This window comes from Streptomyces sp. NPDC059900 (assembly GCF_050270335.1).
In the GTDB taxonomy this organism is placed as follows: Bacteria; Actinomycetota; Actinomycetes; order Streptomycetales; family Streptomycetaceae; genus Streptomyces.
This window is the reverse complement of the sequence record NZ_JBNNJZ010000183.1, coordinates 1-14,292: the sequence shown is the minus strand read 5'-3', so window position 1 is coordinate 14,292 and position 14,292 is coordinate 1. Positions and strand designations below refer to the sequence as shown.

Sequence of the window (14,292 nt, the reverse complement as noted above, 5' to 3'; positions counted from 1 at the left end):
TGGTGCGCATCGCTGCGGTCCTCACCGGGTGTGCGGGCGGCGGGCCCGGCACCCTGTTGCGATAGTCGTGCGTCTCTCGTCATGCAGGGCCTGCGGACGGCCGGTGGTCTGCCCCGTCGTCCGCGGGCCCCGTCGTCCTCAGGCCCTGTCGGCGGCTGTTCAGCCCCGCAGGCTCTTCGCGGTGAGCATGCAGTGCGCGGCGTTGGTCAGGGTCTCGTCGGCGCCCACGAACGCCGCGAGGGCCTCCTCGTCGAGCGGAACTCCGGGCTTGGCCTCGGGCCAGGGGCGCGTGGTGAACATGAAGTAGGCCTGGCCCCGCTCGCCCGCCGCGGCGAGCCACTCCGGCGGCGGGGTGCACTTGGCGTTGAGGTAGGGCATGTTCAGTACGGCCTGGCCCGCCTCGACGAGGAGGGTGACCGGCAGGCCGGGGTTGCGGGAACTCTCCACGACGGGGCCGCCGACGGGGAGTCCGGTGTTGCGCAGCAGGAGCTCGATGGCTTCGGTCGCGGCCTGCGGGCCGCCTTCGCCGTCGCCCAGCGAATAGGCGAGCAGGAAAGGCATGTCCTGTTCGTCATCGGGGTTTTCACCACTCCAGGCGACCACGGTGAGGGTGCCCAGATCGGCGGCTCGGAAAGTGCGGTTTTCGCTCGATGTCGAGGTCATCCCGAAACCGTATCGATGCGTTCCGATGTCACGGACCCGTCTGTCACTTGACTGGGTGAGTTCGGGCGAGCGATCACACTTTCGGGGCACGCGCCGGTCGATTTACAGGGCTCGCCAGTCGAACTGGCGCGGCGGTACGGGGATTTGAGGCCCCGGCCGGGAAAATCCGAGGGCCGGTTCCGCAGACGCATTCTGCGGAACCGGCCCTCGCTGCCACGTGCCGTGTGCGCGCGGCAGTACTCCTGCGGGACTCCTGCGGGACTCCTGCGGGGAAGAGCAGAAACCTTTACTTCGCGACCGGAAGTCCGCCGAGCAGCTTGCCGGCGCCGCCGCCCGCGTGCAGGTCCTTCGCGGCATTGGAAACGGCGTTGACGACCGAGTCCTTGTTCTCGGTGTCGAGGGCGTTCGTGGCCAGCGGGGCCGCATCGAGGTTCGCCGTCTGGCCGGCGATCGTGTCCAGTGCACCGTTCAGGCTGGTGGGCGTGAGGTCGGAGGCAAAGGCGGGTGCGGCGACACCAGCGATGACCATGGACCCGGCGACGACGGCGGCAGCCTTCAGGGGCTTCATCGTGTTCCTTTCTGCGGCGACGGACGGTCGCCTGAGGGGATTTTCACTTCGCCATGGCTAACGAGCGCTCTGTGCGGCGGAAACTCTGTGCGCAGGAAATTCCCGGAACCCACCCGAACGAAGGCGGTATCTCATTCTCGTATGAGATGGACGCGGATTCTCGTATGAAATGGCCGGTCACGGGGGCGCGAAAGGCCCGCCGGGCCGGTCCCTGAGGACGGCGCGACGGGCCTTTCCCGAGGCTCAGAACATCGAGGGCATCTGCTGCGCCGGGGCCCCGGCCGGCGGCTTGACGGCGGGGACGGCGCCCATCATCGAGGTGACGAGGCCGGTGACGTTGGTGAGCACGGGCTGGACCGCGCCGGCCACCTTGGTGGGGTCGCCGCCGGTGGCCGCCTTGACCAGGGCGTCGATCGAGGTCTGCAGGGCCTTCAGGGCGTCGGCCTTCGGGTCTGCCGGTGCCCCGCGGCCGTCCCGGTCCGAGAGGGACTTGGGGAGCGCCGGGGTCTTCGGGAGCGTCTGGGCCTCGGGGACGGCCGGGGTCTCGGGGACGGCCGGGGTCTTGGGCGCCTGGGCCGCCTTGGCGACGGCGTCCTTCACCGGCTTGGCGAGCTTCGTGGCTTCCGCGGCGGGCAGCTGCCCCTTGTCGGCCTTCAGGACCGCGGAGACCAGGTCGGTGACGGGGACGAGCACACTGCCGGCCTCGCTCATGGACGTGACCCGGGCCATCAGGCTCTCCGCTCCGGGGACCGGCGCGCGGGCGGCCGCCTCCCTTGCGCTGCCGTTCGGGGAGTCGCTCTCGGCTGCGACGACGGGGCCTGCCGCCCCGATGAGGAGTGAGGCACAGAGGACGGACGTCGCGATACGCCGTACGGGCAGGGCGTGCATGGATGTTCCCTTCGGTGATGCGTCGGATCTTGTGTTCACCGTGAAAGCGGCGGACACCGACCGCAACCGAGCGACTGCCATTCGGGGACGCGAGGGCCGTTCGGGGGACGCGCGGGAACGCAGGACGGCCGTCCTCCCCGGGGGAGAACGGCCGTCGCTGAATGCGTGCTGCCGGTGTGTCAGGCGTTGACGCAGGTGTTGCCGAACGCCGGGTTCAGCAGACCGATGACGTTGACGGTGTTGCCGCAGGCGTTGACCGGGACGTGGACCGGGACCTGGACGGCGTTGCCCGAGATGACGCCGGGGGAGTTGGTGGCGGCCCCCTGGGCGCCGGCGTCGGCGGCGGCGATGCCGGCGCTGCCGGCCATGGCGGCCACGGCAACGGTGGAGAGGGCGAGGGCCTTCGCGGTACGCGACATGGAGAGTTGCTCCTTGGTCAGTTGGTGCATCGGCAGGGCGGTGTGCCCGGCCCATGGATCAACGGAGTTCGCCCACAAGGGTTGTGGGCCCATACGGGTGATCTGCTGGCGCAGGGTTTACCCGTTGGCCCCCGGGGCCGTGCTCCTGGACGGCCTCGGACGTTACGCACTTCACGTTTCCGACACACTTGTCAGCCTTCCTGGAAAAATACAGAAAGCGGCTAGTGTTGCTTACCTCCTGAAGGCATTTGAAAGAACAAGTGCGAGGAAGTTACGAGTCGAGTGTGACCGTCGCATTCCAATTCCCCCTCCTGACGCGGGCCTTTCCCGAAAGGGAAACGCCGGTCATGCGTCATTCCCCGGGCCCTGAGCAAGGCGCCGTGCATGCAACTGATCCCAACTGACCATCGGCCGAGCGTCCTCCACGTCGCGCAGCCCGTCGACGGCGGCGTCGCCCGCGTGGTCACCGACCTGGTGAGGTCCCAGCTGTCCGCAGGGATGCGGGTCGAGGTGGCCTGCCCGGACCGCGGCGGCCTGCCGGACGCCGTGCGCGCCGCGGGCTGCGGCATTCACCCCTGGGCTGCCACCCGGTCCCCGGGCCCCGGGCTGCCGGACGAGGTGCGGCGCCTGGCCCGCATCGTCGGCGAGCTGCGGCCCGACATCGTGCACGCGCACAGCGCCAAGGCCGGGCTCGCCGCCCGGCTCGCCCTGCGCGGCAGGGTCCCCACGGTCTTCCAGCCGCACGCGTGGTCCTTCGAGGCCGTCGGCGGCGTGACCGCGAAACTCGCCCTGCGCTGGGAGCGCTTCGGGGCGCGCTGGGCCACGCACGTGGTCTGCGTCAGCGAGGCGGAGCGGCGCACCGGGCAGCGGGCCGGGATCGACGCTCCCTGGTCCGTGATCCCCAACGGGGTGGACGTCGAGCGCTTCCGGCCGGTGGCGGCGCAGGCCGCGCGGACCGCCCTCGGACTGCCGGGACCGGCGCCGCTCGTGGTGTGCGTGGGGCGGCTGTGCCGGCAGAAGGGGCAGGACGTCCTGCTTCGGGCCTGGGCCGGGGTCACTGAGCGGATGCCGCTGGCCCGTCTCGTACTCGTCGGCGACGGGCCCGACGCGGCCGGGCTCCGCGACCGGGCGCCCGCCTCCGTGACGTTCGCCGGTGACGTACGGGACGCCGCCCCCTGGTACCGCGCGGCCGACCTCGTGGTCCTGCCGTCCCGCTGGGAGGGCATGGCACTCGTACCCCTTGAGGCGATGGCGTGTGGCCGTCCCGTGGTGGTCACCGATGTGGACGGCGCGCGCGAGAGCCTGCCGCCGGAGCTCGTGCCGCACGGCCTCGTTCCCGCGGAGGATCCGCGGGCACTGGAGCGGGCCCTCGTCGGTCTTCTCGGCGATCCGCCGCTGAGGGAATCCCTCGGCCGCGCGGCGCACCGCCACGTTCTGAACACCCACGATGTGCGGCACACCGCGGACGCAGTCGCGGCCGTGTACCGCGAGCTACTGGGCGTGGGGCCCATCAAGTGCAGGGAGTCCAGCAACTCGTGAGTGCGGAACGAACCGTCGCCACCGCTGCCGCGCAGCCACGGGCGACCGACCATGCCATGGCCACCGCCTCGGTCATCCCGCCGCGCAGGGCAGGGCGAGGGCGCAGAACGAGCCTCGGCCGGGGGACGTCGGCACGCCGCTCACCGGCGGCCCTGCCCCTGTTCGCCGCCGACTGCGGCGCGGCCCTGCTCGCCACCGCCCTGCTCACCGGTCCGCAGCGCCACCCCTTGCTGCTGGTGCTGCTCCTCGCCTGCGTGAGCGTCCTGAACGTACGCGCCGGTCTCTACCGCCCGGTCGCCGTGCCCCGCGCCCTCGACGAACTCCCGTCGCTGGCCTGGCAGGCCGTGCTCGGCTGGTGCGGCGCGGGACTCGTGGCCGCGAGCCTGCCCGCCCTGACCCCGCTCTCCCTGACCACCGTGTGCGCGGCGGCAGCCCTGCACGGCGTCATCGGCTGCGCGGGCCGCGGCGCCCTGTACTGGTGGACGCGCAGGGCCACGCTGCGCCAGCCGCGCCCCGCCCTGGTGGTCGGCCCCGGTGCCGTCGCGCGGCGCGTGGCGGAAGCGGTCCTGCGGCATCCGCAGGCCGGGGTGCGGCCCGTGGGGATCGTGGGGGACGCGCCCGCCGACCGCACGGAGACGGAGGGGGCCGAACTGCCGGTGCTCTCCACGATCGAGGAGCTGCGCCGCGCGGTCATCCAGAACTCCGTGCGCACCGTCCTGGTCGTCGGGCCCGTGCCGGGCCCGGAACAGATCGGCTGGCTGCGGACGCTGAGCGGCTCGGGACTCGACGTATGGGCGATCGACGCGACGCAGCCGCCGGGCTACGACGCGCCGGGGCGCCGCGCCAGGTCCTGGCTGCTCGCCGGGTTCCCCTGCCGGCAGCTCCTGCCCGCGCGGCACCGGCACTTCAGCGTCAGCAAGCGCGCCCTCGACCTCGGCGCCTCGGGCGTCCTGCTGCTGCTCATCAGTCCGGTGCTCCTCGTGTGCGCCGCCGTCCTGCGGGCCACCGACGGCCCCGGCGTGATCTTCCGCCAGGAGCGCATCGGCAGGGACGGGCGGCCGTTCACGCTCCTGAAGTTCCGCACGCACCGCCCCGCGGACCCGCACGAGTCCGCGACCCGGTGGACCGTCGCGGGCGAGCAGCACATGAGCCGGTTCTGCCGGTTCCTGCGCCGGTCCTCGCTCGACGAGCTTCCACAGCTGTGGAACGTCTTCCGCGGCGACATGAGCCTGGTCGGCCCGCGCCCCGAACGCCCCTACTTCGTCCACCAGTTCAGCCAGAAGTACGACGGCTACGGCGAGCGCCACCGCATGCCGACCGGCATCACCGGACTCGCCCAGGTCCAGGGCCTGCGCGGCGACACCTCGATCGAGGACCGGTGCCGGTTCGACAACGCCTACATCGACAGCTGGTCGATCTGGCAGGACCTCTGCATCCTGCTGCGCACCGCCGCGTCGCTCGTACGCCCGACGGGGAGCTGACGCCGGTGAACGGTGCCCCGATCACGCTCGTTCCGCCCGGCTCACCGGCCGCCTCCCTGGTGACGGCGCTGCGCGGCGCGGGCCCCGCACTGCCGGTCATGGCCCTGGTGGCCCTGCTCGCGCTGCCCGCGCCACCGGGCGAGAACGGCTCCGCGGGCGGCACGGCCGCCGACGCCGCCTCCGCCCTCGTGGTGCTCTGGTGCGTGGCCCGCACCGTGCGCGGGGCGCGACGGCCGCTGACGCGGACCGCCGCCGTCGTGCTCGGCCTGCCGGTCGTCGGCATCGCGGTCGCGGCGGTCGGCGCGAGCACCGCGTCCGCGGGGGCCACCGGCCTGGTGCGCTACCTGCAGATCTTCGTCCTCGTACCGGCCGCGGTCCTGCTGCTGCTCCGCGACCGCCGCGACTTCCGCCTGGTGGCCTGGTCGCTCGTCGCCCTCGCCCTCTTCCAGGGCGCTCTCGGCGTCCACCAGTACGTCACGGGGACCGGCGCCAGCTACATGGGCTCGGACGTCCGGGCCGTGGGGACCTTCGGCCCGACGGACGTCATGGGAATGGCGACCGTGGTGTCGTACGGAGTGGTGTGCGCCCTCGCGCTCGCGCTCGGCCCCGCCTCCCCGAGGCAGCGTCAGGCGGCCCTCGTGTGCGCGCTGCTCCTCGTCGTCCCGCTCGCGCTCTCCTTCAGCCGCGGCGCCTGGATCGCGACCGTCGTGGCCTGCGGCGCCCAGCTGGGGCTCGCGGGGGTGCGCCGGGCGCTGCGGGCCCTGGCGGTGGCGGCCGCCGCGGCCGTCGTCCTCGTGGGCGGCTTCGGGATCGGCACGCAACTGCTCCAGGAGCGGATCAGCAGCATCACGCAGGTGGCCGACGCTCCCGACCAGTCGGTCACCGACCGGTACACGATGTGGGCCGCGGCCGTGGACATGTGGAAGGACGAGCCGGTATCGGGCGTGGGTCTCAAGGCCTTCCCCGACCACCGCGACAGCCACGCCTCGCTGGCCCTCTCCTCGGCCAGCGACACCGCGGGCGCCGGCGCGGGGTTCAGCCGCCAGCCGCTGCTCTCCCCGCACAACATGTATCTGCTCGTCCTCGGCGAGCAGGGGCTGCTCGGCCTGTGCACGCTGGTGGGCAGCTGGGCGGCGTTCCTGCTGCTCGGCCTGCGGCGCCTCGCCCGGGTGCGCGGGGGCGCGGGCGCGGACTGCGCGCTCGTCGCGTGCGGTCTCCTCCTCTGGCAGCTCGTGGACTTCTCGTACGCCGACATCGGCGGGCCCTCGACGGTGCTCATGGCCGTGGCCCTCGGGCTCGTGGCCTGGTGGGCGCTGTCCGACCGTGCCCTGCGCGCGACCGTGCCGGGGGAGGTCCCGCGATGACCTCGACGACTCGTCCGGCGGGCGCGGACACGGCCGACGTGGGCACGGCTCCCGCGGGCACGGTGGACGCGGACACGGCCGACAAGGTGCCCGCGCCCGCCGCCGAAGCCGCACCCGCCGGGGGCTCCGACCCCTCCAACGGCTTTCTCGCCAAGGCCGCCCTGGTCACCGCGGTCCTCACGGTGGCCGGATCGGTGCTCGGACTCGTGCGCGACCAGGCGCTCGCCCACTTCTTCGGGGCGGGCTCCGAGACCGACGCCTTCCTCGTCGCGTGGACCCTGCCCGAAGTGGCCACCACCCTGCTCATCGAGGACGGCCTCGCGTTCGCCCTCGTCCCCGCCTTCAGCATGGCGCTCGCCCGCCGCGGCCAGGGCGCGCGCCGCGATCCGGTGCGCGCCCTGGTGGCCGCGTCGCTGCCCCGCCTGATGCTCGGCTCCGGGGCCGTCGCGCTGATCCTGATGGCCGGGGCGCCGGTGGTCGTGGAGGTCCTCGCACCGGGCCTGCCCGACCCGCGGCTCGCCGTCGACTGCACGCTGCTCACCGCCACCTGCGTCTTCACCTTCGGCCTCGCCGGGTACTGCAGCGCCGCCCTGCGCGCCCACCGCCGGTTCGTGGCACCTGCCGCCATCTACGTCTTCTACAACATCGGCATCATCACGGCGGTGTTCGTCCTCGCCCCCCGCTACGGCGTACGGGCGGCGGCCATGGGCGTCGCCGCCGGCGGCGTACTCATGGTGCTCGTCCAGGCCCCCTCGCTGTGGCGGCAGCTGAGCCGGGACACGGCCGGCGTGCCGCACGAAGAGGAGAAGGGCCCGTCGGCCCCGGCGCTGATGAGCACCGCCCTCATCGCCACCGTGCTGCTCTTCGCGCTGTGCCGGCAGTCGCAGGTGCTCATCGAGCGCTTCCTGGCGTCGTCGCTGCCCTCCGGAGCCATCTCGCACCTCAACTACGCGCAGAAGGTCGCGCAGGTGCCGATGATCCTCTCCCTGATGCTGTGCACGGTCACGCTCCCCGTAGTCGCCCGCGCCCTGGCCGAAGGGGACGTCAAACGCGCCAGGTCGCGCGTCGAGCGGGACCTGGGCCTTGCGGGCTGCGTGGTGCTCCTGGGCACCGCCGTGGTGATCGCCTGCGCCCCGCAGCTCATCCAACTTCTCTTCCAGCGAGGCGCGTTCACGGTGCGGGACACCGAAGCCACCGCGGCCGTGATGCGGGTGTACGCCCTGGGGCTCCTGGGCCACACGCTGGTGGGGGCGCTCGTGCGCTCCTACTTCTCCGCGGGGCGCCCCACGTGGTTCCCCCTCGGCGCGATGGCGGCCGGGATCGCCGCGACCGCCGGGATCGGCAGCTGGACGGTGGACCTGTGGGGCGTACGCGGCATCGCGCTCGCCAACGCGGCCGGGATCAGCGTCACCGCCTGCGTGCTGCTGCGCGGGATGGGGCCGCGCAATGTGCCGATCCGGGTCCGCAGGGTGCTGGGCGAACTGGCCAAGCCGGTCGCCGCCGCGGTGTGCGCCACCGCGGCCGGCTGGGCTCTCGCGGGCCTCTTCGGCGCGCCGCTCGCCGCCGTCGCCGCCGGGTCACCGGCCGTGGTGGCCGTCTTCGTCCTCGTGCTCTGGGCCCTGAAGGCGCAGTCCTTCGAGCCCGTCCGCCGGTCCGTCACACCCCGCGTCACTTCCGCCGTCTCATCCGCCACACGAAAGCTCACGCATGTCCGTTGACACAGCACCCGGCGAGACCCACCGCTCGCGGCGCGCGCGCCCCTGGCTGCCGCAGCCGCCGCTGTGGGTGGCGATGTACCACTCCGTGGACGACTGTGCGGACGACCCGTACAAGATCACCGTCACGCCCGAACGCCTCGCGGCCCAGCTGCGCCTGCTCGGACGCCGGGGCCTGCGCGGGGTGAGCATGTCCCGGCTCCTCACGGCGCGCGCCCGCGGCGAGGGGCGCGGCCTGGTCGGCCTGACCTTCGACGACGGGTACGCCGACTTCGTCGACCACGCCATGCCGCTCCTGCGCCGCTACGACTTCGGCGCCACCCTCTTCGTGCTGCCGGGCCGCCTCGCGGGCGACAACGCCTGGGATCCGCTCGGCCCGCGCAAACCGCTGCTCGACGCCGACGGCATCCGCCGTGCCGCCGCCGGGGGAGTGGAGGTCGCCTCGCACGGACTGACGCACGTCGACCTCACCCGGGCGGACGACCGGCTGCTGTGGCAGGAGATCAGCGGCAGCCGGGTCGCCCTCTCCGACCTCATCGGCCGCGAGGTGGAGGGCTTCTGCTATCCGTACGGCACCGTGGACCAGCGCGTCGTCGACACCGTACGAGCGGCCGGCTACCGCTACGCCTGCGCGATCTCCCCTGGCAGGCTGACCGGCGTCCACGCCCTGCCCCGCGTCCACATCGGGCAGCAGGACACCGCCCTGCGGCTGCGGCTGAAGCTCGGCCTCAACCGGCTGCGCCGCCGCGCGGTCCGCGAACCGGCGGTGGCCGGATGAGAGCCCTGCACGTCATCACCGGACTCGGCGTCGGCGGCGCCGAGCAGCAACTGCGGCTTCTCCTGCGCCATCTGCCCGCCACCTGCGACGTCGTGACCCTCACCAACCCCGGCCCGGTCGCCGAAGGTCTGACGGCGGACGGCGTGCGCGTCATCCACCTCGGCATGTCCGGCAACCGCGACCTCGGCGCGGTGCCCCGCCTGACGAAGCTCATCCGCGCCGGCCGGTACGACCTCGTGCACACGCATCTGTTCCGCGCCTGCCTCTACGGACGCATCGCCGCCCGCCTGGCAGGGACGCGTGCCGTCGTCGCCACCGAACACTCCCTCGGCGAATCGCAGATGGAGGGACGACCGCTGACGCCGGGCGTCCGCGCGCTGTACCTGACCGGGGAGCGCCTGGGCCGGGCCACGGTCGCGGTGTCCCCGTCCGTCGCCGAGAGGCTCAGCCGGTGGGGCGTGCCCCGGCAGCGCATTCACGTCGTACCGAACGGCATCGACGTGGAGCGGTTCCGCTTCGACCCGCGCAGCCGGGCCGCCGCCCGCCGCCGACTGGGGCTGCCGGACGAGGCGTTCGTCGTGGGCGGCGTCGGGCGCCTGGCCCCCGGCAAACGCTTCGACGTCCTGCTGCACGCGCTGGCCGCGCTGCCGGGGGACATGCGCCTGCTGCTGGTCGGCGGCGGGCCCGAGGAGGCGGGGCTGCGGGCGGGCGCCGCGCGGCTCGGCGTGGCGGACCGGGTGGTCTTCGCCGGGGAGCGGCCCTATCTGTCCGAGGGCGAACCCTGCCTGCCCGCGGGCGAGACCGACCTTCCGGCGCTCCTGGCCGCCATGGACGTCCTTGCTTCGCCCTCGCCCGAGGAGGCGTTCGGCCTCGCCGTGGTGGAAGGACTCGCCGCCGGTCTCCCGGTGCTCTACGTACGGTGCCCCGCCGTCGAGGACCTCCCGCCGGACGCGACCGCGGGCGCCGAGCGCGTCACGGGCGACCCGGACTCCTTCGCGCGGGCGCTGCTGCGGATCCGGGCCGCGGGGGCACGGCCGCGGCTCGCCCCGCAGGCCGCGCACCGCTACAGCATCACCCGCAGCGCGGCACAGCTGATGCACGTCTACGAGGCAGCTGCCTCCGGCTCGACCCCGAGAGTGAGTTCCTGATGACTGAAACCCTCAGCAGGCGGCTGCGCCCGTCCGGTCTCCCTGCCCCGGTCCTTGCCCGCGTCAAGCGGCTGCCCGTCTGGTGGATCCTGCCCGCGGGCGCCGCCGTCGGCGCCCTGACCGGCGGCATCTACGGCGCGGTGCAGACACCCGAGTACACGGCGACGAGTTATGTGATCGCCGTCCCGCAGAAGGACTCCGACCCCACCGCGGCCCTCGGCTTCGCCACGGCGTACGGCCGCGTCGCCACGCAAATCGCGGTGCTCGGCGACGCCCAGGTCGAGTCGGGCGTCTCGGCGCAGACCCTGCGACAGAGCGTGCAGGCGGCCACCTCGCCCGACGCCCCGATGATCTCCATCTCGGCGTCCGCGGCCCGGCCGGGCAAGGCGGCCGACATCGCCAACGCGGTCTCACGCTCCCTGACCAGCAACGCGAACCACACCAAGGAGAGTACGCAGGTACGCCTCCTCCAGCTCTCGCGCGCCGTCAAACCGCAGGAACCGGCGTCGGCGTCGGCGGGCATGACCGCCCTGGTGGGCGCCTGCGCGGGAGGCCTGCTCGGCGGGCTCGCCCTCCTCGTGCGACCCCGGCGCGGCCAGGACGACGACGCGGCGGCGGCCACGGTGCCGGGCCCCGCGCAGTCCGCCGACGCCGACCGGGACAGGTGACGGGGGTGGACGGCCGTTCCCTGACCGCGGAACTCTGCACGGACGAAGCCCAGTTCGCGGGCCTCGCCGCGGAGTGGGCCAGGCTGCACCGCAACTGCCGTACGGCGACGCCGTTCCAGAGCCACGCGTGGCTGCACTCGTGGTGGCTCTCCTACGGAACCCGCGGGCGGCTGCGCGTGGTCCTCGTACGCCGGGGCGGCGAACTCGTCGCGGCGGCGCCCCTGATGCGCGTCCACGTCCCGCTCCCCGCGCTCGTGCCCCTCGGCGGCGCGATCTCCGACTTCGCCGACGTACTGCTCGACGACGCGTGCGCGGACGAAGCCGCCGAAGCGCTCGCCGGCGGACTGTCGAAGCTGGCCCGCGGCGCGCTGATCGACTTCCGCGAGGTCCGGACCGGAGCCGCGGTGGAGCGCATCTACGAACGCTGGCGCGGACCCCGCCGCCGCCTCGCGGACTCGCTCTGCCTGGAGCTGCCCGCCGCGTCGATGGAAGAGCTGCTCGGCAGGCTGCCCGCACCGCGGGCCCAGCGGGCGCGCGCCAAGATCCGGAAGCTGGACGCGCTGGGCGTCCAGCGGCGGGTCGTACGGCACGACGAGGTGGACGCGTCGCTGCGCACGCTGCTTGACCTGCACCAACTCCAGTGGCAGGGACGCAAGGTGACCTCCGAGCACCTCCGGCCGCGGTTCTCCGAGCACCTCATCAGGTCGGTGGGGCTCATGGTCAGGGCGGGCGACGCCGTGGTCACCGAGTTCCGGCTCGACGACGACGTGGTGGCCGCCGACCTGACCCTGCTCTCGCCGCACCTCGTCGGCGGCTATCTGTACGGAGCGCATCCGCGGCTGCGCGAGCGGAAGGTCGACGTGGCGACGATGCTCCTGAACGCGTGCACGGAGCACGCCGAGGGCGACCGCAGCCGGGTCCTGAGCCTCCTTCGCGGCAACGAACCGTACAAGCACCACTGGCGGCCCGAGACGGTCACCAATCACCGGCTGCTCCTCGCGCGCGGACGCACCGCCCCCGTGCTGCGGGCCGCCGCATGGGAGGCGGGCGCCCGCAGCCGGGGCAAGGAGTTCCTGCGCAAGCGCCGGGAACGCCGGGAGCAGTCCTGACCGGGGCTACTTGTAGCGGTGCCAGTCGACGCTCATGCACAGCTTGCCGCCCAGCCACTTCTCGGCCCACTCGCCCAGATTCAGCGGGGAACAGTTCGGCGGTGTCTCGGGCGCGGTCGGCTCCGGAGCGGGCTCGGTGTCCGTACGGCCGAAGAGCAGGGTCCGGTAGGCCTTGGAGGACTTGGGATTGTCCTCGCACTGCCACACGCCGTGCGGGCAGTAGTCGGTGACGGTGTTGTAGAGCGGTTTGTGCTCGTCCATCCAGGCGAGCATCTTCCGCATGTACTCCTCGTTGTCGCCGTTGCGGAAGAGGCCCCACTCCGGATAGGAGATCTCCTTTCCGTGGGCCTTCGCGAATTCCACGTGCTGCCGCAGACCGTACGGCTCGCTGACCTGCCGGTCGAAATCCGTGCCCGTCGGCTGGTCGTACGAGTCCATGCCGACGATGTCCACGACGTCGTCGCCGGGATAGCACTCCGTCCAGGGAATCGCGTCCCGGCCCCTGTTCGGCGTGAAGTCGAACTTGAACTTCTGGCCCGGCACCGAACGCATCGTCGTGATGATGCGCTTCCAGTATTTCTTCCAGGCCTCCGGATCGGGGCCGCACCGGTGCGTGTAGGTGGTGCCGTTCATCTCCCAGCCGAGCACCACGACCGTATCGGGAACCCGGAGTTTCACCAGCCGTTCGGCGAGGGCGCGGTAGTGCTCGTCGAATGCGCCGTCCGCGCCCCTGCGGAGCAGCGCGCGGACCTCGTCGTCGCCGACGCGCTCCTCGTTGCGCTCCATCATGGGGACGTTGAGCACGAACATCCGGTCGTCCTGCGCGCGCCGCCACCTGGCCCAGCTCTCCAGGAAGTCCGGGGCTCCCTCGATGTTGCTCCACTGGTCGCCCGGCAGGTAGGTGTGCCCCACGCGAAGCTCGGCGCCGCCCAGCCATTTGCTGAGGTCGGCCATGCGCCGTACGCCGTCGGGCCCGTAGGTGAGGTAGGCGCCGAACGCGGGCTTCGGGGCGGCCGGGGCGGCTGTGCCGTCCGGGGGCGCCGGGGTGGTCGCGGAGGTGGAGGGAGAGGGGGAAGGGGAAGGGTCGGCGGGCGCCGTCGTCGGTGCTCCGGACGGGCCGGCCGGCGGCTCCGGGTCCTGGCCGGCTCCCCAGGCGTAGCCGGGCCCCACGGCGAGCGCCGCCGACACGACGATCCCCCCGGCGGCGAACGCCAGCCGTTTATTGCTGATCCGGCGTCTTAGCAAAGCCATGGCCGCTCCTTGTGCTGGTCCTCGGTGCCGGTCCTCCGTCCACTGACACTCAGTCATATATATGCCCAATGTGCCAATCGAGCCGCTAATCCTCCGGGCGTGCCCTTCGCCCGCTTGGGGGAGCGAATTGAGAGAATTCGGCAGTGCTAACTCTCGATACCCGGGTCCCCGCGGTTCTGCTGCGGATCGACCGGAATCCCTTTCATCACGGCACGCTCGGAGCCGTTCGGTCACTCGGCCGCGCGGGAGTGGAGGTACATGTAGCGGCAGCCGATTCCGCGAGAAGTCCGGTCCGCAGATCCAGATATCTGCACCAGACCCACCCACCGCCCCCGCCCGGCGCTTCTCTCCGGGAAATCGCCGTCGTATTGCGCCGCATCTCCCACCGGGTGGCCCGGCCGTCCGTGCTCATTCCGCTGGACGACGCGGGCGCCCTCGCGATCGGGCGCCTCCAGAAGGAACTGGCCGCCACCTACCTCCTGCCGGACCAGGCGAGCGGACTCGCGGAACAGGTGGCCGACAAGGCGGCCCTTGCCCGGCTGTGCGCATCCGCCGGCATTCCGCACCCGGTCACGCTCCAGCCGGAGTCCGCGGCCCAAGCGGCGGACGCGGTACGCAGGCTGGGGCTCCCCGTGGTGGCGAAGTGGAGCCGCCCGTGGCTCGTCCCCGCCGGGACGGGCCTGCGCAGCACGGTCCTGGTG

Annotated in this window: 13 protein-coding genes and 1 pseudogene; 9 read left to right on the top strand and 5 right to left on the bottom strand. The window is 72.9% G+C overall.

Going from position 1 to position 14,292, the window contains the following annotated elements:
• Positions 1 to 159 precede the first annotated feature (159 nt).
• The 4 genes from ACQKIP_RS23080 to ACQKIP_RS23065 all read right to left on the bottom strand — a co-directional run bounded on the left by ACQKIP_RS23080 (position 160) and on the right by ACQKIP_RS23065 (position 2,538).
• Complete coding sequence (locus ACQKIP_RS23080; RefSeq protein ID WP_365861768.1) at positions 160 to 663, bottom strand: DUF5949 family protein; 504 nt, start codon at positions 661 to 663, stop codon at positions 160 to 162.
• Between the two features lie 286 nt (positions 664 to 949).
• Positions 950 to 1,231: a hypothetical protein gene (locus tag ACQKIP_RS23075; protein WP_365861769.1), complete on the bottom strand. Its 282-nt coding sequence runs from the start codon at positions 1,229 to 1,231 to the stop codon at positions 950 to 952.
• 243 nt (positions 1,232 to 1,474) lie between these two features.
• The gene (locus tag ACQKIP_RS23070) at positions 1,475 to 2,119 is read right to left on the bottom strand and encodes a hypothetical protein (RefSeq protein ID WP_365861771.1); all 645 of its coding nucleotides are present in this window, start codon (positions 2,117 to 2,119) and stop codon (positions 1,475 to 1,477) included.
• A 179-nt stretch (positions 2,120 to 2,298) separates the two neighbouring features.
• Positions 2,299 to 2,538 (bottom strand): chaplin, encoded by a 240-nt coding sequence (locus tag ACQKIP_RS23065; protein ID WP_365861773.1) that lies wholly within the window; start codon positions 2,536 to 2,538, stop codon positions 2,299 to 2,301.
• 384 nt (positions 2,539 to 2,922) lie between these two features.
• Here ACQKIP_RS23065 and ACQKIP_RS23060 point away from each other — a divergent pair, with 384 nt between their 5' ends.
• The 8 genes from ACQKIP_RS23060 to ACQKIP_RS23025 all read left to right on the top strand — a co-directional run bounded on the left by ACQKIP_RS23060 (position 2,923) and on the right by ACQKIP_RS23025 (position 12,340).
• Complete coding sequence (locus ACQKIP_RS23060; RefSeq protein ID WP_365861774.1) at positions 2,923 to 4,077, top strand: glycosyltransferase; 1,155 nt, start codon at positions 2,923 to 2,925, stop codon at positions 4,075 to 4,077.
• Positions 4,074 to 5,558, top strand: a complete 1,485-nt coding sequence (locus ACQKIP_RS23055) for a sugar transferase (RefSeq protein WP_365861776.1) — start codon at positions 4,074 to 4,076, stop codon at positions 5,556 to 5,558. Before ACQKIP_RS23060 ends, ACQKIP_RS23055 begins: the two co-directional genes overlap by 4 nt.
• A gap of 98 nt (positions 5,559 to 5,656) precedes the next feature.
• On the top strand, positions 5,657 to 6,922 hold the full coding sequence (locus ACQKIP_RS23050; RefSeq protein ID WP_365861931.1) for an O-antigen ligase family protein: 1,266 nt from the start codon (positions 5,657 to 5,659) through the stop codon (positions 6,920 to 6,922).
• Complete coding sequence (gene murJ / locus ACQKIP_RS23045; RefSeq protein WP_365861778.1) at positions 6,919 to 8,640, top strand: murein biosynthesis integral membrane protein MurJ; 1,722 nt, start codon at positions 6,919 to 6,921, stop codon at positions 8,638 to 8,640. Before ACQKIP_RS23050 ends, murJ begins: the two co-directional genes overlap by 4 nt.
• A complete protein-coding gene (locus ACQKIP_RS23040; protein WP_365861779.1) occupies positions 8,630 to 9,415 on the top strand; it encodes a polysaccharide deacetylase family protein in 786 nt (261 codons plus the stop codon). The genes murJ and ACQKIP_RS23040 overlap by 11 nt, the downstream gene beginning before the upstream one ends.
• Positions 9,412 to 10,563, top strand: coding sequence for a glycosyltransferase (locus ACQKIP_RS23035; RefSeq protein WP_365861781.1), 1,152 nt, complete (start codon positions 9,412 to 9,414; stop codon positions 10,561 to 10,563). Before ACQKIP_RS23040 ends, ACQKIP_RS23035 begins: the two co-directional genes overlap by 4 nt.
• Complete coding sequence (locus ACQKIP_RS23030; protein WP_365861782.1) at positions 10,563 to 11,231, top strand: lipopolysaccharide biosynthesis protein; 669 nt, start codon at positions 10,563 to 10,565, stop codon at positions 11,229 to 11,231. The genes ACQKIP_RS23035 and ACQKIP_RS23030 overlap by 1 nt, the downstream gene beginning before the upstream one ends.
• Positions 11,232 to 11,236: 5 nt before the next feature.
• Entirely contained in the window at positions 11,237 to 12,340 is a 1,104-nt protein-coding gene (locus ACQKIP_RS23025; protein ID WP_365861784.1) for a GNAT family N-acetyltransferase, read from the top strand.
• Between the two features lie 6 nt (positions 12,341 to 12,346).
• On the opposite strand, the gene ACQKIP_RS23020 is transcribed toward ACQKIP_RS23025, so the two are convergent.
• Positions 12,347 to 13,591 carry a glycoside hydrolase family 26 protein gene (locus tag ACQKIP_RS23020; protein ID WP_365861788.1) on the bottom strand — a complete coding sequence of 415 codons (1,245 nt, stop codon included), beginning with the start codon at positions 13,589 to 13,591 and terminating at the stop codon, positions 12,347 to 12,349.
• 143 nt (positions 13,592 to 13,734) lie between these two features.
• Here ACQKIP_RS23020 and ACQKIP_RS23015 point away from each other — a divergent pair.
• Positions 13,735 to 14,292: pseudogene (locus ACQKIP_RS23015) on the top strand (ATP-grasp domain-containing protein); the annotation flags it as partial.